This is a genomic window from Candidatus Cyanaurora vandensis (assembly GCF_013285555.1).
Taxonomy (GTDB): Bacteria; Cyanobacteriota; Cyanobacteriia; order Gloeobacterales; family Anthocerotibacteraceae; genus Cyanaurora; species Cyanaurora vandensis.
In genome coordinates, this window is the sequence record NZ_JAAXLT010000190.1 from 1 (window position 1) to 19,245 (window position 19,245).

The following is a 19,245-nucleotide window of genomic DNA, read 5'->3' on the forward strand; positions in this document are numbered from 1 at the left end:
GATATGGCGGTCTATCACACCACCGGCATTAGCCCTAAGGTGCCCGTGGTGCCCGAGGCCTTCTTGAGTCTCGGGGTGGAGCGCAAAAAGGGCGGTAAACCGCGCCGCAGTTATGCCACTTCTGCCTGATGGGTAGTCCTCAAATAACAGTCCTACTCACGTAGGCTTGCGGACGGTCTCGCTGAACTGAGTTACCGCATCATGGATTAACGATTTCAAATCCAAGACGGGTTGGACAAAGGGCGGGAGTTTTTCCGATAAACCCAACAGGTCGTGGGTAACGAGGATCTGACCGCTACAGTGGGGACCCGCACCGATACCCAGGGTGGGAATGGTCAGTTTTTGGGTCACGCGCTGGGCTACTTCGTCGGGGATATGTTCAAGGACTAGCCCAAAAGCCCCGACTTCTTGGAGATGGAGAGCCGCTACCCGCAAGGCTTGGGCGGTCGCCGGGGAGTCTGCCTGTTGCCGGAACCCACCGAGTTGATGGACAAACTGCGGGGTTAATCCTAGATGGGCTAGGACCGGGATGCCCCGTTCCACCAAAAAAGCAACGATTTCTACTGTCGCCGCCGCACCCCCCTCGACCTTGACCCCCTGGGCCCCAGCCTGGAGAAATTGTACCGCCGTGGCGAAGGCCTGCTGAGGGGTACCGTAACTGCCAAAAGGTAAATCGGCAATCACCACCGCCCGTTGGACCGCCCGGACCACGGCGCGGGTGTGGTGCAACATCTCCTCGACCGTGACCGGAATCGTGGTGCGATAGCCTAGGGCCACCATCGCCAGCGAGTCTCCGACCAATAACAGGTCCACCCCGGCTTGGTCTAAGATACGGGTCAAACTATATTCTGTTGCTGTCAAAGCAACGATGGGCCGGCCCTGGTCGCGGTAGGTTTGTAAATGACGGACCGTCAGGACCATCGCCAACGACGCAATAAAGGCTCAATCCTGGGTTGGACGACGAGCCACAACAAGTACCCCGACCCACTCAGGCCGACCACGAGTAACCAAGGCAAAATCATACTCAAACTCAAAAAGGGCGCGGTCGTCTGACCCACTTCCAAACCCCGGTCCAGCGGACAAGAAGCCAAAAACACCATGAAAACCTCACGCATTCAAAGAGACCCCACCAAACCTGTGACAGGAGAACTGGCCTGAGCCACCACCCGCCGCACCATCGGCCCGGCCCGAAAAGCCACCCGGCCCGCCCGTACTCCGCCTGCCATTGCCAGAGCCATCATTCCCGCATTTTGGGCTTGGGCAATGGCTGTATTGACCAGCACCGCCTCCGCCCCCAACTCCATTGCCTGAGCTGCTTCACTAGGAACGGCAATTCCCGCATCTACCACCACTGGGACTGGCGAGTTCTCGATGATGATGGCGATATTTTCGCGGTTTTTGAGACCTTGCCCGGACCCAATCGGCGAACCCAGGGGCATGACCGTGACGGTTCCTAGTTCCCATAATCGGCGAGCCAATTCCGGGTCGGCATGGATATAGGGCAAGACCGCAAACCCCTCGTGGACTAATTGTTCAGCCGCCCTCAGGGTACCCAAGGGGTCAGGGAGCAAGTATTTGGGGTCACGGATGACTTCTAGCTTGACCCAATTATTGTCCTCTTGACCCAGGGTCCGGCAGAGTTCGCGCCCCAGTCGTGCGGCGCGGAGGGCTTCATCCGCTGTGGTACAACCTGCTGTGTTGGGCAAAAGCCAGTACCGTTGCCAGTCAATGGCTTGGGCGAGTCCCTGGTGACCCGGTGCTTCTTGCCCCATCTGTACCCGGCGCACGGCGACTGTCACAATCTCACAACTTGAGGCAGCTAGGGCTTGTTGCATCTCGCCCAAGGTCCGGTACTTACCGGTGCCCAAAATTAGACGACTGGTAAAAGTCCGTCCAGCAATCCGCAGGGGGTCCTGTAACTCAGAAATTGTCGGGACCATCCTCGTCCTCCCCTTCGTCGCCATCCTCAGCTTCGTCAAATTCTGCCAAGGTCTCAAACTCCTCTTCGTCCAATGTCCGCTCGCCCAAAGTAGGCAAGTCTGCCACTGCTACTGGGACTCTCGGCATGAGGGGTTCTTCGCCAATTTCTTGCGCCAAAGCAAAGACTTGACGACCCACCAATAGGCGGGTAATTCCCCGGTTCATTAAGTAGGGCCGCGTGACATCCAAGAGACGGGTCGGTACACGCAGGATACGCTGGAAGCGATTAGAGAATCGCTTAGCCCAACGGTGACTGTCAAAAACGGGTAGGGCGACCGCTTCTTGCTCTTGGGGCGGGACATTCTCCAAGAAGTTGAACTCCCCCAGAGGCCGCACAATCAACTCTGCCCAACGGTCCACCACGATGTAACAGATCTCTGGTAACTCCATCCGGTGATAGGGCAGGACTTCGAGGGGCGGGGCAGCGACAGCCGTGGGGAGATAACTGTCTTCTAGGCCGGGTTCGAGACTGTCTTCGCTGTCAGGTTCGAGGGAGAATAGCTCAGAGTCTAAGTCCGTATCTGCTTCAAGGCCAGTTTCGACTAATTCTTCTAAAATTGATGCTTCAACTACTGCTGTGATGGGAGGTAGGAGTTCTGCTGCGGGTAGTTCTACCGCAACGGGGAGGAGTGCAGCTTCCGGGGTTAATTCCAGGACCGGAGTGATAATCTCAGGCTCTAACTCAGCCACAATGGGCAGTTGAATTTCGAGGGCCAAGGGAGTTTCGGGAAGATCGAGCAGGATTTCCTCTGCTACCGCTTCAAGCGTGCCTCGACGCTTACCTTGCGAAAGTAAATTGTAGTCCGCCTCGGGGATTGCCGCACGAAGCATACGCGCCACAGTGCTGACGCTAATACTAAAATCTTCCGCTAACCGGGTTGCCGTTTTGGGGGTTTCCCGGTAGAGGCGGACGAGTTCTTCGCGTTCCGCCTCACTGAGTTTGGAACGGGCCATGATTATTCCACGGTGGCGTAAACACTGACTTTTTGACGGTCACGGCCTAAACGCTCAAAGGTCACAACCCCATTGATCAAGGAAAACAGGGTATCGTCACTGCCCCGTCCGACATTGTTACCAGGGTGGAGTTTGGTGCCCCGTTGCCGGACCAAAATATTCCCGGCGCGGACTGTCTCTCCGCCAAAACGCTTAACACCGAGGCGTTGGGCATTGGAGTCCCGCCCGTTGCGTGTACTGCCAGTACCTTTCTTGTGAGCCATGGGAATGCATCCAACAACAGTCTTCTAATTTAGCTCGCCCTGTCCCCTCTGTAAAGTCAAGGACTGTGGGTCATCACTTCATCCATATAGGCGGAGGCGAGGTTTTTATCTTCGGGGGTGAGGTCTGGGTCTTCGTCTTTGGTACGCTCACTAATGGTCTCATTGACCAACTGGATGGCTTTCTCGGCTTCCTCGAGCTCCAGTAACAACATGGGGTCAAGAAGGGCTTCAAACTGTTGGAGGACTTCGTATTGCGCTTTTATTGCACTATTTTCTTGGCGTAATTCTGTATTTTCAGTAGCTAGGATTTCAGCTTGCTGCTGGGCAGTTTTGAGGGCTTTGAGTAGTTCCACCAGCTTGCGCTTGAGGTACATGTGTTCGAGGTCCAATTCCGCGAACTGGTCCGCCAATTGAACGTAACAACGGCCCAGACGGGCATAGCGTTCAGCAACTGTATTCATCGGTTTTCCCCAACAGGACAGCCTAGGCCACCCATTTCCAACCTTAGATTAGCCGATCCCGGGAGTCTCGATGAATGTGGTTAGGTCAAAACTCCCGGCAAAAACGCGGGTAGCGGGTCCCTGCATCCAGACATTTTCTCCGGTCCAGCTAATCATTAAGGGTCCGCCGGGAAGATGGACTCGGGCGGGGGACTTAGCCCGTCCGGTCAGGATTGCCGCCACTAAAACGGCGCAAGCCCCAGTGCCACAGGCTAGCGTCGCCCCGGCTCCCCGTTCCCAGACTTGGACATTTAGGGTGTGTTCATCAATTACTTGCACAAAATGGACGTTGGTGCGCTCGGGGAAGTAAGGATGGTGTTCAATCCGTTGGCCCCACTGCTGCCAGTCCCTAGGGGTTTCGCCAAAAATGATGGTATGGGGATTGCCCATACTGACGCAAGTGACTATAAAGGTCCGGTCTGCCACTTCTAAAGGCATTTCTAGTACTTGTTCGGTACTTAGCGTGGTCGGGATCTGGGCAGCGGCGAGGCGGGGTAAACCCATATCTACCGTGACGGTGCCATCGGCTTGGAGTTGGAGCGTGATCCGTCCTGCGCCAGTCCAGAGGGGGTAGTTACCCCCTTGCGTGGGAATTTTTAAGTCTTGCATGAAGTGGGCTAAGCAGCGAACGCCATTGCCACACATTTGAGCTTCGGAGCCATCGCTGTTGAGGATAACTATGGCGGCGGATTCAGCGGGCGTGGGGGCGGTTTTAAGGAAGATGATGCCATCAGCCCCGATTCCTTGGTGGCGGTCGCAGACTTGACTGACTTGGGCGGGGGTGAGGACGAGTCTGGGCTGGTGGCGGTTGTCAATTAAGACAAAATCATTGCCTAGTCCGTGATATTTCACAAAAGGGATCGTGGTCATGGCGGTGTTGGAATTTGCTTTAGGTTATCACTTCGGGTACTGCCAAGGCGGTAATGTCCACAGGTAACTCGACTTTAACCAAGGCTACGCTTGTGGTGTGCGGGGAATTCCTTGTGCCTGTTCTAGGTCTTGGACACGTTTTTGGAGTTCACGCATTTCTTTGAGCAGTTCTGGGACTTTGGTTAAGGAGACTTGTTGACGGCGTTCACGGAGACGGTCCTGGGCCGGGAAGCCCGCGATCTGGGACCCAGACGGGAAGGACTTGTGGACCCCGGCGCGTCCATAGATGACCGAATCCGCCCCAATCTCAATATGGGTCATGCTAGCAATCCCAGATTGAGCCGCTACGATAATTCGGTCTCCCAACTTGGTCGAGCCGCCAATTCCTGATTGCGAAACAACCAAACAGTCTTGGCCCATCTGGACGTTATGCCCAATCATCACTAAATTATCAAGTTTGGAACCGCGTCCAATCCGAGTTTCGCGGAGGGTTGCCCGGTCAACGGTCGAGTTTGCGCCAATCTCCACATCGTCTTCTAAGACCACCCGGCCCACTTGGGGGACCTTGAGTTGGCCCTGGGGCGTACTGGTAAAGCCAAAACCATCGCCGCCGATGACGACCCCTGGATGGAGGATGACCCGGTCTCCCAACACCCCACGGTCTAGCACGACCACCTGGGGATAAAGTAGACAGCCCCGCCCCACCGTCACGCTATCTCCGAGGTAGACCCCGGGGAAGAGGACCGTCTCCGCTCCAATCGTGGTCCCGGCTCCCACGTAGGACCCCGCGCCGAGGCAGGCCGTGGGATGGATCGTTGCCGTGGGATGGACTAAGGCTTGGGGGTGGATACCGACGGGAGGCCGCTTAATTGGCTCAGGGTGGAAGTGGGCAAGCGCATAGGCAAAGGCGACGCGGGGCTGAGCCACGGTAATATGGGCAGCGGTACCGGGGCAATCCTGTTTGGTCTGTGTAATCACCAGCCCTGCCCCCGTCGGCGTGGGCAACCGCTCTAAGAAAAACGTAGCCTGGTCCGCCTGGGCTGTCTCAGGGTCAGCAACCCCAGTAATCGCGACTGGGCTGGAACGGACGACCTGACCATCAATCAGGCGGGCAAAATCAGCAACGCTAACACTCAAGGTCATGGCACGATTTCCTCATTCTGCGTCATGGTATCACCCCCGACCCAGCGGCACAGATACCCAAAGCGGCGGGTTAAAATGGATAATCCTATCGCGAAGCCACCACTGATGTCTGAATTTCAGGTTGTCTCGCCCTTCACGCCGCAAGGGGACCAGCCCCAGGCCATTCAGCAATTGACGCAAGGTATCCAGGAGCCCTTACCCTACCAGACCCTCTTGGGTGCTACAGGTACGGGGAAGACTTTCACCATGTCGCATCTCATCGCCAATGCGGGCCGCCCCACCCTCGTTTTGGCCCACAATAAAACCCTCGCGGCCCAACTATGTAACGAGTTCCGTCGCTTCTTCCCCCACAACGCGGTGGAGTATTTCGTCAGTTATTACGACTACTATCAGCCCGAAGCCTACATCCCGCGCACGGATACTTACATTGAGAAGACTGCTGCCATCAATGATGAGATTGATATGTTGCGCCACAGTGCCACCCGGTCGTTATTTGAACGGCGTGATGTGATTGTGGTGGCTTCCATCTCCTGTATTTATGGTTTGGGGATGCCCGAGGAATATCTCCAGGCCGCCGTGCGGCTTCAAGTGGGCCAGAGCCTTGACCAGCGCGATCTGCTGCGGAGCTTAGTTGAGATCCAATATGACCGCAATGATGTGGAGCTAGGCCGGGGCCGGTTCCGGGTGCGCGGGGATGTAGTTGAGGTGGGTCCGGCCTACGAGGACCGGATTATCCGAGTGGAGCTTTTTGGCGATGAGATTGAGGCCATTCGTTGGTGTGACCCGGTGACGGGCCAGAGTATCAACAGTGTAAGCGCGTTAAATATCTACCCCGCCAAACACTTTGTCACCCCCAAAGACCAACTCGAACGCGCTTGTCTGGATATTGAAGCGGAACTCAAGGAGCAAGTGCTTCATTTCGAGCAACAGGGCAAACTGATTGAAGCCCAACGGATTGCCCAGCGTACCCGCTACGACCTAGAGATGCTCAAGGAAGTCGGCTACTGCAACGGCATCGAAAATTATTCCCGCCAACTCACCGCCCGGACCGCAGGGACCCCGCCCTCTTGTTTAGTTGATTACTTCCCAGCCGATTGGTTGCTCTTGGTAGATGAATCCCACGTCAGCGTTCCCCAAATCCGGGGCATGTACAACGGCGACCAAGCCCGCAAAAAAGTCCTGATTGACCACGGTTTCCGTCTGCCCTCCGCCGCCGATAACCGCCCGCTCAAGGCCGAGGAGTTTTGGGGGAAAGTCCGCCAAGCCGTTTTCGTCTCCGCCACGCCCGGTGACTGGGAGTTGGGACTGTCAGAAGTGGTTTACGACGAGGATAAACGGGTCATCGGGGGTCATGTCGCCGAGCAGGTGATCCGACCGACGGGGGTGGTCGACCCTGAGATTATGGTCCGCCCGGTGGCAGGTCAGGTGGATGACCTGTTGTATGAGATTAAAGACCGGGTAGTCCGGCGCGAGCGGGTTTTGATTACCACCCTGACTAAGCGCATGGCAGAGGACCTGACGGAATACTTTCAGGAGCGCGGTATCCAGGTGCGCTATCTGCATTCTGATATCCAGTCCATCGAACGCATCGAGATCCTGCAAGCCCTCCGGCAGGGTGAATTCGATGTCCTGATTGGCGTGAACCTCTTACGAGAAGGGCTAGACCTCCCCGAAGTCTCCCTCGTGGCGATCCTGGATGCGGACAAAGAAGGGTTCCTCAGGGCCGAACGCTCCTTGATCCAGACCATCGGACGCGCCGCCCGCAACGTGCGCGGTCAGGTCATCATGTACGCCGAGCGCATGACCAACTCTATGGAACGGGCCATCGCCGAGACCAACCGCCGCCGCGAGATCCAGACCCAATACAACCAGGAACACGGGATCACCCCCCGCAACATCGCCCAAAAAGTTGAGAACAGTATCCTTGAGTTCCTCGCTATCTCCCGCAAACTCAACCAGCAAGAACTCGCCACTGCCATCGAGAACAGCACCGAGATTCCCCTCGACACCCTACCCGAACTGATCGGTCAACTTGAAACGCAAATGAAAGAAGAGGCCAAAAAGCTGAATTTTGAAAAAGCCGCCCAATACCGCGACGAGCTTAAAAAACTCCGCGAAAGACTACTCGGGACCAGCAGTACGGTTAAAAGCGGATTGCCCCAACCCTAGCAACGAAACAGCAAGGGTAATGCTCGTACGGTTGTCAGCCGTCAATTACTAAATAAATGCCCCGCGTTTTTAAAGGCGGGGCATTTATTTAAAGGGCACGAATCCAGTCGTGGAGCTTAGGACGTTGGCGGACCCGGCGGAGCTTGCGGAAAGCCTTGGCCTGGATCTGGCGGATGCGTTCACGGGAGAGGTCAAAAATGTGGCCTACCTCATCTAGGGTCCGTTGCCGACCATCCACCAACCCGAAGCGCAGACTGATGATGTCGCGTTCACGGGGCGTGAGATGTTGGATCAAGAGGTCGTTCACCTCCTGGCACATATTCTGACGGTCAATCGCTTCTGCCAAGGGCAAACCCTGGTCATCCTCAATCAGTTGAATGAGTTCCGTATCCTCCTCCTTACCCACGGCGACGTTGAGCGAAACCGTGCGCCGCGAAGCTTGGAGAATGGCCTCTAATTCATCCGGCTCCAGTTCCAAAGCAACGGCTAACTGCTCATGGGTGGGCTGGTGATTCAGTTCTTGGACCAGTTGGCGACGGATGCGCTTGACCTTGTTGATTTTCTCCACCATATGGACGGGTAAACGGACCGTCCGCGCTTGAGAAGCTACCGCACGGGTGATGGCTTGGCGAATCCACCAATAGGCATAGGTGGAGAACTTGTAACCCCGTTCATGCTCGAACTTTTCTGCCGCCCGGATCAAACCGATGGAACCTTCCTGAATTAAGTCGAGGAACGGTACCCCGCGATTGATATATTTCTTGGCAATCGAGACAACCAAGCGCAGGTTGGCTTGGACGAGACGACCCTTGGCCCACTCACCGCGAGAACCACCCTCCGCGATTTGACGGGCTAACAAAACTTCTTGCTCAGGGTTCAACAGTGGAACCCGCCCAATCTCCTTCAGATATAGACCCACCGAATCCTTATCGGACATGGCAATAGCGCGCCCCATGGCCCCTCCTTGCGAATCAACACTGCGTCCTACGTCCTGTCGCCTCCGAGGAGGCACTCCCCTAGAATAAGTTTCGGGGATCGCAAGTGTCAATTACTAACTACGTGTTTTAAAATAACTTTTAATACTTGCGTAATAGTACGCAACATTCTATCCGTAACAGTCCGTAATATTGCTAGAGCGGACGATAGACCCGGTAGTTAATTTCCGGGAAGATATTGTCTAAAACCTCCACTTTTTCCAGCCAAGTCCGGTCGAGATTATCCTTGTGCAGAGCCTCATAGAGACGATTGAAGCGCAGGAGGTGGGAGCGGGTCCGACGGATCGCGTAAGGCACCATGGTCGCCGTCCGCATGATAAAGGCCCAATCTGAGGACTGGGCGAGCAACAGTTCACGGGCACACTGGTTGAGGGCACGCCACTCCCATTCATCCTGGGGTTCCCGTTTGGAGAGCTCAATCATCCGTTCAGCGGCCTTGTGTAGATGAGGATAGATCCAGTCGTTGGTATCGTTGAGCCAATATTCGTGGAAACCCTTAGCTCCCCAACTGGATTGGGCGGGGGTGGCGACCTGCTGGGTGGGGTTGAGTTGCAGGTATTCAGCAAGGTGAGTCATCCGGTAAGTCTGTTGGTCGTAGGTGGACTTGCGGATCAGGTAATCGAGGAACCAGGGACCCTCATACCACCAATGCCCGAACAACTCAGCATCGTAGGGCGAGAGCACAATCGGTTCGCGGCCCATAATCTGGTTGAGATACCCGACTTGGCGGACCCGGTTTTCCATGAAGTTACTGGCGTGGGCAGCGGCTTTTTCACGCGCCCAGTAGGGATCGTAGAGTTCTTTACCCTCCAAGGCGCCCGTGCGCGAGGTGATGCGGTGGTACTTAATCCCGGTATTTTTGCGGGTCCCGTTGGGAATGATGTAGGGCTTGATGTACTCGTAATCCGCTTCATAGCCCAAGTCTTTATAGAACTCTCGGTAGGCTGGATCGCCGGGGTAGCCCACTTCTGAACTCCAGACCTGCTGCGAGGATTCATAATCCCGTCCGAAGACTGCCACGCCTGAATGGGAAAAAATCGGCGCGTAGGGACCGTAACGGGGCCGGGGTTTAGCGTAGAGAATACCGTGGGCGTCGGTGATGAAGTAGCGCAACCCCACATCGGCAATCATCCGCTCCAACCCTGGGAAGTAGGCACACTCAGCCAACCAGATGCCCTTGGGGGCTTGGTCAAAGGCCAGCCCGTAGCTATCCACCGCCACTTTGAGTTGTGCCCAAACCGCCTGGGGATACATCTGCATCAAGGGCAGATAGCCGTGGGTCGCGCCACAGGTAAGGATATCGAGATTGCCCCGGTCCTGGTAATACTTGAAGGCCCGCACGAGGTCGCGCCCATAACGATGCCAAGTGTCGTAAGCCTGCTGGAAATAGGTCTCGTAGTGGCTGACCAGATATTGCAGATGCCCGTTGCCTTTCGTGCGTTCCCGTTCTTGGGCCACCAGTTCGCGGGTGAGGGTTAGGTGTTGGTCATATTTATCTTGTAAATAGGGGTCCTCGAGCATCGCCACCAAGGGCGGGGTCATAGACATGGTAAGTCTAAAATCAATCCCGTCGAGTTCCAGTCCCTCAAACATCCGAATCAGGGGTACATAGGTCTCGGTGATGGCCTCAAAAAGCCATTCTTCCTCCAAGACATAGCCGGTCTCTGGGTGGCGGACATAGGGCAGGTGAGCGTGTAACACCAATGCCAGATAACCAAGAGCCATGGCAACCAACCTCTAAGAGCCACCCTTGATGATGCCAGACTTTCGGGTGTTTATTCCGTAGCGCAACTGATTTCGCACCTGGGTACTCAAGACATCAACCAGGAAAGTTAACAAAATCAGCACCGAGAGCGTCGCCGTCATCCCCCGGTAATCAAAACTACTCAACTGTTCGCTCAGCAATCGCCCGAGGCCCCCCGCGCCCACCAGCCCGACCAGCACCGTCTCGCGCATACAGACTTCCCAGCGATAGAGGGTATAGGCCAGGGCACCGGGGAGGGTTGCCGGGAGGACCCCGTAGCTAAAAACGACGAGGGGCGAGGCACCGGGGAGGGCTTGAAGTGGGCGTTGGTCCAAATTCTCAATCCCCTCCGCCATCAGCCGACCCAGGATGCCTAGATTGTGAATTCCTAGAGCCAAGGCACCGGGGAGAATTCCAGGAAACAGGACGAATAAGAACACTAAAGCCCAGATCGGCGCGGGGATCGTGCGAAATAACAGGAGGACGCCCCGCACCCCGAGGAGGAATAACCAGCCCCAGGGCGCGTCCATGCCTAGGAACCGACGGAAGTTACTCGCCGCCGGAAACGATAGTAAAACCCCGCCCACCCCCGCCACAAGAATAGCCAGGACGGACATCCCGAGGGTCTGGAGGGCCAAGGGGAGCAGTTGTTGGAGGGTGGTCATCGTCAACTCGGGTGGGAAAGCGGACTGACCCAGTTGTGCCAAGAGTTCTCCGGTGTGCGGTGCCCAGAGTTTACTGACATCGGGATGGATGTACCAGAAGCAGAAGGGGACTAGCAAGCCCAACCCTAGACTTACTACCAACAAAACCGGGCCCTGAGGCCGCACTGACCTTAGCTTGCCCTGTGGGAGCGCGATCCGTGGCGTGCAGCCCAGACGACGACGCAAGAGCGCACTAAGCAGGTCAACTGTGCCATTGAGGAGCAGTAGCGCGTAAAAAAACGTCCACAGTTGGTTGTAGCGCAGGGATTGCAGACTAAGCAGGATTTGGTAGCCCAGGCCCCCTGCCCCGATAATTCCCAACACCGCCGCTGAGCGGAGCGAACATTCAAAACGATAAAACCCGTAGGAGAGTAGATTCAAAAACGCCTGGGGCAACAGCCCATAGACCACCGCCACAAACGGCGAAACCCCGCTCTGAATCAGGGTTAGTAGAGGTTGGCGCGGGGTCTCATCCAGGATTTCTGAGAAGACCTTAGCCGTAATCGCCCCAAAAGGCAGGGCAATCGCCACCACCGCCACCAAGGGGTCCAGTCCCCAGAGGTTGACAAAAAATATTCCCCAGATAATTTCATGGATGCCCCTGGGTATCGCGAGTAGACCACGCAGGACCAGCCAAATCCCTTTTTGACCAGGAAGGACCAGTTCCCACCAGATCGCTGAGGAACCAAGCCCCCCGACTAGCCCCAATAGCACACTCAAAAAAGTTCCACAGACTGCGTAGGCGAGCGTAACTAACGTTGCATCTACAGTAATCATGAGTAATTCTGCACTCAAGTCCGGTTGCAGACTCGCGCTGAGGAACTGAGCCAACAAGGGCCATCCATCCGGGTTAAACCACGGTTGTTCCACACGGCTCAAGATCAGGAAAAGCCCAACTCCCAGTAGTAATAAAAGGGGGTTTAATAAAAACGAACGGGGTACAGTCTGGACGCTCACGGCTCAAGACGATAAAGCTGGGTAATCTGTTGGGGCGTTATGGCAGTAACGAGACCGTCAAAGAAGATTTTTCCCTCCCGCAAGCCTACGAGTCTTTCACAGTAAGTCTGAGCAAATTCAAGGGCGTGGAGACTCATGATTAAAGTTTTGCCCTGTCCGCAATGGGTAAGTAAGGTCATCACTTCGTGGCTGCGGGCAGGGTCGAGGTTAGAGATGGGTTCATCGGCGAGGAGGATGGCGGGGTCCTGGACCAAGATGCGGGCGATGGCAACTCGTTGTTGTTCGCCGCCGGAAAGTCGGTCAGTGCGGCTGTAGAGTTTGTCCGGTAAACCGACTCGGGCGAGAGCTTGACGGGCCGTCTCAATTCCTTGGGGCCAAACCAGGGACCAGAGGGCTTGGTACCAGGGCCAGCGTCCCAATTGACCCGCGTTGACGTTGTGGATGACCCGTAAATTCTCGACGAGATGAAACTGTTGGTACACGGTGCCAATCTGTTGTTGGAGGGCGCGGCGGCGGCGGGGGTTTGGGTCAGCTAAAGGTACTCCCAGAACCGAGACCGTCCCAGTCGTCGGGGTTAGGGTCCCGTTGAGCAATTTAAGTAGAGTGCTTTTCCCGGCTCCACTCGGCCCGATTAGGGCGACCCGTTCACCGGGGTAGAGAGTCAAGTTGATGTCGGTGAGGGCGGCAGTGTTGCCATAACAGTACGTTACCCCCTGGACTTGGAGGTGGGGTTCACTTGATTTTGCCAATCTGTCTGGCGACCTGTTCAATCTGAGCATAGTTGCGGTTCTGGGTGCGGATGAAGCGTTGAGTACCGAAGAGTCCGAGGATTTCTTTTTGGGCCGGGACTTTCAGGTCTAGCTGTAAAAAGGCTGTCTGGACCCGTTCGGCAAACTTGGCTCCGTAGCGAGCTTGGACCGTGGGGTTCAGCACCCAATGGTAATCGTAGTAGGCTGGACTCCGCCAAAGCACCTGGATTCGGGTGTAGTCCACCGCGCCCGTCTCCGAGCGTTTCAGAAATACCTGCTCATTCATCGCCCCCGCCTCGTAGCTCCCCGCCTCGACCAAGCGCAGGGTGGTGTCGTGGGAATTGGCGAATCCGGGCTGGCCCTTGAAGTCCTCGAGGTTCACACCCGCCTGTTGCAAAAAGAACTGAGGCATCAGTCGGCCCGAGGTGGAGGATTCACTGCCAAAGGTAAACGTACGGCCCTTCAAACTCGCCAACCCCTTGAGGTCTTGGAACGGCCTGAGTCCACTTTTTTTGTTACCCATAAAAAGGGAGTGGAACTGGGCATCAATCTCGCGCTGGGCCAGGGCTTGGGCACCGGGCACCTGGAGTCTAGCCTGCACTCCGGTCAAGCCACCGAACCAGACCAAATCCAAGTCCCCCACCCGAAAAGCCGTCACCGCCGCCACATAGTCCGTTACGGGTTTGTACACAACTGCCACCCCGAGTTCAGTCTCTAAGTAACGGGCGAGCTTGCCATAGAGCCGCTGCAATAGTTCGGGGTCTTGGTCAGGAATAGCCCCGATGACTAAGGGTTTAGCTTGGGCGGAAACAGGTAGAGCCAAGAGGAACCCCAATAGGGCGCGGCGGGATTGGGACATGGGTAGACTCAAATTGCTAATCGTTCAATTTAGCATCCATCCCCAGGCCTGGGGGTTCCCGTGTATTTTGAGAGTACAGGATTGAGCTAAAGATGACGACACGGGATTGGCGGCCCTTAGTACGGGAATTTCAGCAGGTAGTCGGCGAAAAAGGAGTGGTCTGGACCCCGGAAGAGATGTTGGTCTTTGAGTGCGATGGGCTGACGAGCTACCGCGAGAAGCCCGCTGTCGTGGTCCTACCCAAGACGACGGCGGCCGTCGCCCGAGTCATCAAAATTTGCCACCGGGCTAATGTCCCCTTTGTCGCCCGTGGGTCTGGGACCGGGCTCTCGGGGGGCGCACTCCCCGTCACCGACTCGGTGCTCATCGTCACCGCCTGGATGCGGACCATCCTCAAGGTGGACCTAGAGAACCAGCAAGTCGTCGTCCAACCGGGGGTAATCAATAACTGGGTGACCCAAGCGGTGAGTGGCGCGGGATTTTACTACGCCCCGGACCCCTCCAGTCAAGTCATCTGCTCCATCGGTGGTAATATCGCCGAGAACTCCGGCGGGGTCCACTGCCTCAAGTACGGCGTGACGACCAACCATGTCCTGGGGCTCAAATTAGTCCTCCCCGAGGGCGAGGTCGTAGATGTGGGCGGGACCCTACCCGAAATGCCCGGTTATGACTTGACAGGGCTGTTCGTCGGCTCTGAGGGAACGTTGGGGATTGCCACCGAGATTACCCTACGAATTCTTAAGGTCCCGGAGACCGTTCAAGTCTTGCTTGCGGATTTCACGACTGTGGCGGCGGCGGCGGGCGCGGTCGCTGACATCATCGGGGCGGGGATCATCCCGGCGGGCATGGAGATCATGGATAACCTCAGCATCAACGCCGTCGAGGATGTAGTGGCGACGGGCTGCTATCCCCGTGATGCGGGGGCGATTCTCTTAGTTGAGGTGGATGGTTTGGCGGTGGAAGTGACAGAGAACTCCCAACGCATCGAAACTTTTCTCTACCAGAACGGAGCTAGATCCGTCCTCACCGCCACCGATCCCGACCAACGGCTCAAACTCTGGAAAGGCCGTAAAGCCGCCTTCGCCGCCATGGGTAAACTCAGCCCTAACTACTATGTCCAAGATGGGGTCATTCCCCGGACTAGGCTGGCGGAAGTTCTCCAAGAGATTGGGCGGTTAGGTGAAGAACATGGCTATAAAGTCGCTAACGTCTTCCACGCCGGGGACGGGAACTTGCATCCGTTGATCCTCTACGACAACGCGGTACCAGGGGCACTCCACGCTGTCGAGGAATTAGGCGGTGAAATTCTCAAGCTCTGTGTGCGCTCCGGGGGCAGTATCTCTGGGGAGCACGGGATCGGGGCGGAGAAACGCTGCTATATGCCCGATATGTTCACCCCAGCCGATCTAGAGACGATGCACTGGGTCCGTCAAGTCTTCGATCCCCGGAACCTAGCTAACCCCGGCAAGTTATTCCCGACCCCGCGCACCTGCGGCGAAGGAGCGAGGACCCAAGGCCGTGAGCAGGTTAAGGACGCGCTGTTATTTTAAGGAACCAACGCTTCTAACCGGGGCCGCTGGGAAGTGCGGATACCCTCAATTGCCGCGCGGTAGTCAGGAGCCTTGAAGACCGCCGAACCCGCCACAATCGCATTGGCTCCCGCCTCGATCACCAGATAGCTATTACTGGGTTTGAGGCCGCCGTCCACCTCGATCCAAGGGTCTAGGCCCTTCTCATCACACATCCGGCGCAATTGCTGGATCTTGGGAATCACGCCGGGGATGAAGCTCTGACCGCCGAAGCCGGGGTTCACCGACATGATCAGCACCAAGTCACACAGGTCTAGGACGTAGGTGAGTAATTCCAGGGGGCTACCGGGGTTGAGGACCACGCCCGCTTTGCAACCCAACTCTTTAATCTGGCCCAAAGTACGGTGCAAATGGGTCGTCGAACTGGTCTCGGCATGGACATAGATGTGGTCAGCCCCGGCTTTAGCAAAGTCCGCCACATAGCGTTCGGGTTCCACAATCATCAGGTGAACATCCAGGGGTTTGGTCGTCACCGGACGGATCGCCTCGACAATCAGGGGACCAATCGTGATGTTTGGCACGAACCGCCCATCCATCACATCCACATGCACCCAGTCCGCACCAGCTTCATCAATAGCCCGAATCTCATCACCTAAACGACTAAAGTCAGCCGATAGGATCGAAGGCGCGACCACAACCGATTTTGCACCCATACCCACCTCTGTCCGCATTGTCTCCCTAAGTTTAGTAGAGTTGGAACCGAAAAATGGGTACTTTGCACAAGAGGGGTTGAGGCTCCCGACCCATCGTTACCTAGAGGGAACAGCGGTGTTCACACGCTTGACTGGCTTTTTATTTGGTAAACCGCCTATCACGCGCACAGAGGTGGCGCAGATGATTGAGGAGGCGGTCATCCGGGTCCAAAACTCCTTACCTGCTGCCCCCCCAGACCCCCAACCCCAGCTACAGCAGCTAAGTAGCCAGTACCAAACTATGTCAGCAACGGTCAACGGACTCAAGCTGGCCCAGTCCGATCTCAGCAACGAGGTCCAACACCAAGCCCAGCTAACCAATTTAGGGGAGTTAAACCGTCTACCCGCCCAGGTCCAAATCCTTGCCACGACCGTAGATCAGTTGGTCCGCTCCACCCCGCCGGACCCGACCCAAAAGCTGCAAATGAAGTTAACTCAACTGGAAACCCAACTCCAGAAGTACCGCCAAGAAATCAGCCTAGAACTCGCCCAACTGCGGACCGAGATCCCCGAGCAAAAACAAATCGGGGCCTTGGTAGACCGCTTTGTTACGCTCCAGGCCGAGTTAAATCACTGGCAACGCACTTTCAGTGAAGCGTTAGCACAACCCAGTCCCCCGACCGTTCCGACCCTGCCCCCCGGACGTTATGAGGACTATCTCGGCGCAGGACGAATTCTCCTGCTGAGCGGAGAGACCCAGCAGGCCCTCCACAACCTAGAACTCGCCCTCGGTATCAATACCCAAGGGGCCGAGGCTTGGTACATCAAAGCCATGGCCCAGGCCCAAATGGACCAACCGGACCAAGCTCTCATGAGCCTAGCGCAGGCTCTCCAACTTCATCCCGACAAACAGGCCCAAGCAAGTACCGGCTTGGATTTCCCCAGTCTCGTTGGTGATGAGCGGTTCAAACAATTGGTAGGACATGGCACTGCTCCCGAGGCCGAAATCTACCTACCCCGACTCGATTTAGCCAGTCTCTTTGACTAATTAGAGCGCATAGTGAAGTGCTGCTCCGGGGCTGGGTAACCCGCTGCATCGAAGGCTTCGCGGATCAGGCGGTTGGTGTCGAAGTAGACTTGCCAGTAATCCTTGTTGTTGCAGTAGGGACGGACCGCGAGGACGGGACCGTTGATATTAAACTGTAAAATTTCCACATCCGGGGCCGGATTACTCAGCACATTGGGAATACCCGCGAGTCCCGTTTTTAACCGCTTGATGGCATCGTTGTGGTCTACGCTGTGGTTAATTTGAGCAACTAAGTCTACCCGGCGGTAAGGATTGACGGTGAAATTCTGGATATTGTCAGAGAAGATCTTGTTATTCGCCACATAGGTCTGGACATTATCAGGAGTATCAATCGTCGTGACAAATAACCCCACTTCATGGACCGTGCCTGTCACACCGCCAGCGCAAATAAAGTCACCGACCTTGTAGGGCCGGAGGATGACGAGGAACACCCCAGCCGCAAAGTTTGCCAAGAGTCCACCCCAAGCCGCGCCAATCGCCACGCCAATCGCTGCGACCAGTGCCGCAAAGGTGGTCGTCTCAACCCCGAAATAACCAAGGATCGCCACCACTAGGGCAACATTCGCCGCGACCGCAATGAATGAACCAAGATAGCGAATCAGGGTCTGGTCTACGCTCTGTTTGATGAGGACCTTGCGAAGCAGGTCGAGGGCAAAATTGATCAGCCAACGGCCCACCAGATAGATGAGAATTGCCCCTAGCACCTTGAGGCCCACCGCGACGAGTACCGCTGTCGTACTCTGAATCAGTACATTAAAATCCATGGTCCAGAACTCCTAAATATTGGGATCTACCTGAGTCCGACTTTCATCAAGAGCAGGGTTCAGACAAAACTGTGACATGAGTATAGAGGTTTAGGGTCAGAAAAATGATGACTCTTAAGAACTTTTTTAACTCTAGTTGAGACCTTGACCGGACATTGAAAAAGCTTGCATTATTATTGCCCGTTGGCATTCTAAAAATGATCGTCTCTGCTGAGGGTGGCAGGGGTAGGGGTTCCTAGATTAAAGTAAGCAACAGGCCATGGTGATGCCAGTCCTATGACGAATGTACCCTTCGAGCGTACCTTGCTACGCGAAACCACAGATGCTCCACTCTGGCCGCGCTTCGCTGCTTGGGGGCTGGATTTAGCGGTTGAGATTGCCGTTCCCTATCTGCTTGCGGTAACAGGTTACGTCAGTGTCCAAGGGTTCCGCAGCTTGGTCAACGCAACACCTTTTGATGGGGGTACGGCCTTTGCTGATGCGCTGTTTCCCCAACGACTATGGGAGGCATTCCAGCTTTTGGAGCAGACGGGCAGTGCGCCTCTAGACCAGACCTTGACCCTCGGGCTTTTGGGAACAGCGATCAATGATTCCGTCTACATCCTGCCGGTCACCCTGCTTCTCTGGTTCATCTTTTTTACGCTCAATCGGCTGATCCTGCCTTCCCGCAACGGCAAGACCCTAGGCAAACAATTGCTGGGGCTCAAGATTGTTGCGATTCAGGGGAAGTTGAGCTTTGGTCGTCTATTTTTACGCCACGGGCCGGGGCAGTTGCTTAGCTCGTTTTTTCTGTTGGGCTACATCTATGGCTTGATTAGCCCCGAGCGCAGGACTTGGCATGACCACCTAGCTGGCACCCGCGTCGTCCAGGAAGAAGACTTTACCCCAGTTTTCCAACGCGATGGCACGATTTCCTCAGCCTTGATTCATTTAGAAGCCTTTGTTTTAGCGGTATTTCTAACTTATTTCCTTAAATTATTCATCCTTTGGTTGCGGATCTTGGGCGTACCCGTCCCGGCATTTTTGTTACCTGAACCGCCGCCGCCCGTCCCGCCCCTGGAATTTGTCCTCGTTGGACCCGCAGCGGCGACCAAAGCCACGCCCCAGCCGGAAAAAGTCACCCCCCCTGATACTAAGCGAGTTGCGACGGTAGACTCCGTTGCTGGCGGTCTGCGTCAAAAGAACCGCCCAGTGGACAGCGGTAGTGCCGGTCGTCGCCAAGACCCCGTTCCGACCAAGCAACCGACCCAGAGCCGTCCCCAGCCGGCTGACCGCCCCGCCCCACC

19 protein-coding genes are annotated in these 19,245 nt (G+C 56.0%); 4 read left to right on the forward strand and 15 right to left on the reverse strand.

What is annotated here, in order from left to right; translation table 11 throughout:
• Positions 1 to 156: 156 nt before the first annotated feature.
• From panB to lpxD, 8 genes are all read right to left on the reverse strand, one after another.
• A complete protein-coding gene (gene panB / locus HFM78_RS13485) occupies positions 157 to 921 on the reverse strand; it encodes a 3-methyl-2-oxobutanoate hydroxymethyltransferase (protein ID WP_287129968.1) in 765 nt (254 codons plus the stop codon).
• Positions 912 to 1,115 (reverse strand): hypothetical protein, encoded by a 204-nt coding sequence (locus HFM78_RS13490; RefSeq protein ID WP_287129969.1) that lies wholly within the window; start codon positions 1,113 to 1,115, stop codon positions 912 to 914. Before HFM78_RS13490 ends, panB begins: the two co-directional genes overlap by 10 nt.
• Complete coding sequence (locus tag HFM78_RS13495; protein WP_287129970.1) at positions 1,116 to 1,940, reverse strand: thiazole synthase; 825 nt, start codon at positions 1,938 to 1,940, stop codon at positions 1,116 to 1,118. It abuts the gene before it with no gap.
• Entirely contained in the window at positions 1,921 to 2,934 is a 1,014-nt protein-coding gene (locus HFM78_RS13500) for a hypothetical protein (protein ID WP_287129971.1), read from the reverse strand. The genes HFM78_RS13495 and HFM78_RS13500 overlap by 20 nt, the downstream gene beginning before the upstream one ends.
• A gap of 2 nt (positions 2,935 to 2,936) precedes the next feature.
• Positions 2,937 to 3,197, reverse strand: a complete 261-nt coding sequence (rpmA, locus tag HFM78_RS13505) for a 50S ribosomal protein L27 (protein WP_287129972.1) — start codon at positions 3,195 to 3,197, stop codon at positions 2,937 to 2,939.
• A gap of 56 nt (positions 3,198 to 3,253) precedes the next feature.
• Positions 3,254 to 3,658, reverse strand: a complete 405-nt coding sequence (locus HFM78_RS13510; RefSeq protein ID WP_287129973.1) for a hypothetical protein — start codon at positions 3,656 to 3,658, stop codon at positions 3,254 to 3,256.
• 48 nt (positions 3,659 to 3,706) lie between these two features.
• Positions 3,707 to 4,567: a diaminopimelate epimerase gene (gene dapF, locus HFM78_RS13515; RefSeq protein ID WP_287129974.1), complete on the reverse strand. Its 861-nt coding sequence runs from the start codon at positions 4,565 to 4,567 to the stop codon at positions 3,707 to 3,709.
• 84 nt (positions 4,568 to 4,651) lie between these two features.
• Positions 4,652 to 5,710 carry a UDP-3-O-(3-hydroxymyristoyl)glucosamine N-acyltransferase gene (gene lpxD, locus HFM78_RS13520; protein ID WP_287129975.1) on the reverse strand — a complete coding sequence of 353 codons (1,059 nt, stop codon included), beginning with the start codon at positions 5,708 to 5,710 and terminating at the stop codon, positions 4,652 to 4,654.
• Positions 5,711 to 5,815: 105 nt separating this feature from the next.
• On the opposite strand from lpxD, the gene uvrB reads away from it, so the two are divergent.
• Complete coding sequence (gene uvrB, locus HFM78_RS13525; RefSeq protein ID WP_287129976.1) at positions 5,816 to 7,879, forward strand: excinuclease ABC subunit UvrB; 2,064 nt, start codon at positions 5,816 to 5,818, stop codon at positions 7,877 to 7,879.
• Between the two features lie 88 nt (positions 7,880 to 7,967).
• On the opposite strand, the gene HFM78_RS13530 is transcribed toward uvrB, so the two are convergent.
• The 5 genes from HFM78_RS13530 to HFM78_RS13550 form a co-directional block, all read right to left on the reverse strand.
• A complete protein-coding gene (locus HFM78_RS13530; RefSeq protein ID WP_287129978.1) occupies positions 7,968 to 8,834 on the reverse strand; it encodes an RNA polymerase sigma factor RpoD/SigA in 867 nt (288 codons plus the stop codon).
• A gap of 175 nt (positions 8,835 to 9,009) precedes the next feature.
• Positions 9,010 to 10,599, reverse strand: coding sequence for a glycoside hydrolase family 57 protein (locus tag HFM78_RS13535; RefSeq protein WP_287129979.1), 1,590 nt, complete (start codon positions 10,597 to 10,599; stop codon positions 9,010 to 9,012).
• A gap of 12 nt (positions 10,600 to 10,611) precedes the next feature.
• Positions 10,612 to 12,192: an ABC transporter permease gene (locus HFM78_RS13540; protein ID WP_287129980.1), complete on the reverse strand. Its 1,581-nt coding sequence runs from the start codon at positions 12,190 to 12,192 to the stop codon at positions 10,612 to 10,614.
• Between the two features lie 83 nt (positions 12,193 to 12,275).
• A complete protein-coding gene (locus tag HFM78_RS13545; protein WP_287129981.1) occupies positions 12,276 to 13,028 on the reverse strand; it encodes a phosphonate ABC transporter ATP-binding protein in 753 nt (250 codons plus the stop codon).
• Positions 13,012 to 13,887 (reverse strand): putative selenate ABC transporter substrate-binding protein, encoded by an 876-nt coding sequence (locus HFM78_RS13550; protein WP_287129982.1) that lies wholly within the window; start codon positions 13,885 to 13,887, stop codon positions 13,012 to 13,014. Before HFM78_RS13550 ends, HFM78_RS13545 begins: the two co-directional genes overlap by 17 nt.
• A gap of 92 nt (positions 13,888 to 13,979) precedes the next feature.
• On the opposite strand from HFM78_RS13550, the gene HFM78_RS13555 reads away from it, so the two are divergent.
• Entirely contained in the window at positions 13,980 to 15,437 is a 1,458-nt protein-coding gene (locus HFM78_RS13555) for an FAD-linked oxidase C-terminal domain-containing protein (RefSeq protein ID WP_287129983.1), read from the forward strand.
• Here HFM78_RS13555 and rpe read toward each other — a convergent pair.
• Complete coding sequence (gene rpe, locus HFM78_RS13560; protein WP_287129984.1) at positions 15,434 to 16,129, reverse strand: ribulose-phosphate 3-epimerase; 696 nt, start codon at positions 16,127 to 16,129, stop codon at positions 15,434 to 15,436. The genes HFM78_RS13555 and rpe overlap by 4 nt on opposite strands.
• Positions 16,130 to 16,244: 115 nt before the next feature.
• Here rpe and HFM78_RS13565 point away from each other — a divergent pair, with 115 nt between their 5' ends.
• Positions 16,245 to 17,156: a tetratricopeptide repeat protein gene (locus HFM78_RS13565; RefSeq protein ID WP_287129985.1), complete on the forward strand. Its 912-nt coding sequence runs from the start codon at positions 16,245 to 16,247 to the stop codon at positions 17,154 to 17,156.
• Here HFM78_RS13565 and HFM78_RS13570 read toward each other — a convergent pair.
• Complete coding sequence (locus HFM78_RS13570; RefSeq protein ID WP_287129986.1) at positions 17,153 to 17,959, reverse strand: mechanosensitive ion channel family protein; 807 nt, start codon at positions 17,957 to 17,959, stop codon at positions 17,153 to 17,155. The genes HFM78_RS13565 and HFM78_RS13570 overlap by 4 nt on opposite strands.
• Positions 17,960 to 18,235: 276 nt before the next feature.
• Between HFM78_RS13570 and HFM78_RS13575 the strand changes: the two genes are divergently transcribed.
• Positions 18,236 to 19,245 (forward strand): RDD family protein (locus tag HFM78_RS13575; RefSeq protein ID WP_287129987.1); only part of this gene is annotated, 1,010 nt, incomplete at its 3' end.

What these genes read in the sequence shown, in the direction of transcription:
- HFM78_RS13570 (WP_287129986.1), bottom strand. Translation starts at nt 17,959, where the DNA reads ATGGATTTTAATGTACTGATTCAGAGTACGACAGCGGTACTCGTCGCG.
- HFM78_RS13550 (WP_287129982.1), bottom strand. Translation starts at nt 13,887, where the DNA reads ATGTCCCAATCCCGCCGCGCCCTATTGGGGTTCCTCTTGGCTCTACCT.
- rpe (WP_287129984.1), bottom strand. Translation starts at nt 16,129, where the DNA reads ATGGGTGCAAAATCGGTTGTGGTCGCGCCTTCGATCCTATCGGCTGAC.
- HFM78_RS13500 (WP_287129971.1), bottom strand. Translation starts at nt 2,934, where the DNA reads ATGGCCCGTTCCAAACTCAGTGAGGCGGAACGCGAAGAACTCGTCCGC.
- HFM78_RS13495 (WP_287129970.1), bottom strand. Translation starts at nt 1,940, where the DNA reads ATGGTCCCGACAATTTCTGAGTTACAGGACCCCCTGCGGATTGCTGGA.
- HFM78_RS13490 (WP_287129969.1), bottom strand. Translation starts at nt 1,115, where the DNA reads ATGCGTGAGGTTTTCATGGTGTTTTTGGCTTCTTGTCCGCTGGACCGG.
- HFM78_RS13535 (WP_287129979.1), bottom strand. Translation starts at nt 10,599, where the DNA reads ATGGCTCTTGGTTATCTGGCATTGGTGTTACACGCTCACCTGCCCTAT.
- lpxD (WP_287129975.1), bottom strand. Translation starts at nt 5,710, where the DNA reads ATGACCTTGAGTGTTAGCGTTGCTGATTTTGCCCGCCTGATTGATGGT.
- rpmA (WP_287129972.1), bottom strand. Translation starts at nt 3,197, where the DNA reads ATGGCTCACAAGAAAGGTACTGGCAGTACACGCAACGGGCGGGACTCC.
- HFM78_RS13530 (WP_287129978.1), bottom strand. Translation starts at nt 8,834, where the DNA reads ATGGGGCGCGCTATTGCCATGTCCGATAAGGATTCGGTGGGTCTATAT.
- panB (WP_287129968.1), bottom strand. Translation starts at nt 921, where the DNA reads ATGGTCCTGACGGTCCGTCATTTACAAACCTACCGCGACCAGGGCCGG.
- HFM78_RS13510 (WP_287129973.1), bottom strand. Translation starts at nt 3,658, where the DNA reads ATGAATACAGTTGCTGAACGCTATGCCCGTCTGGGCCGTTGTTACGTT.
- HFM78_RS13555 (WP_287129983.1), top strand. Translation starts at nt 13,980, where the DNA reads ATGACGACACGGGATTGGCGGCCCTTAGTACGGGAATTTCAGCAGGTA.
- uvrB (WP_287129976.1), top strand. Translation starts at nt 5,816, where the DNA reads ATGTCTGAATTTCAGGTTGTCTCGCCCTTCACGCCGCAAGGGGACCAG.
- dapF (WP_287129974.1), bottom strand. Translation starts at nt 4,567, where the DNA reads ATGACCACGATCCCTTTTGTGAAATATCACGGACTAGGCAATGATTTT.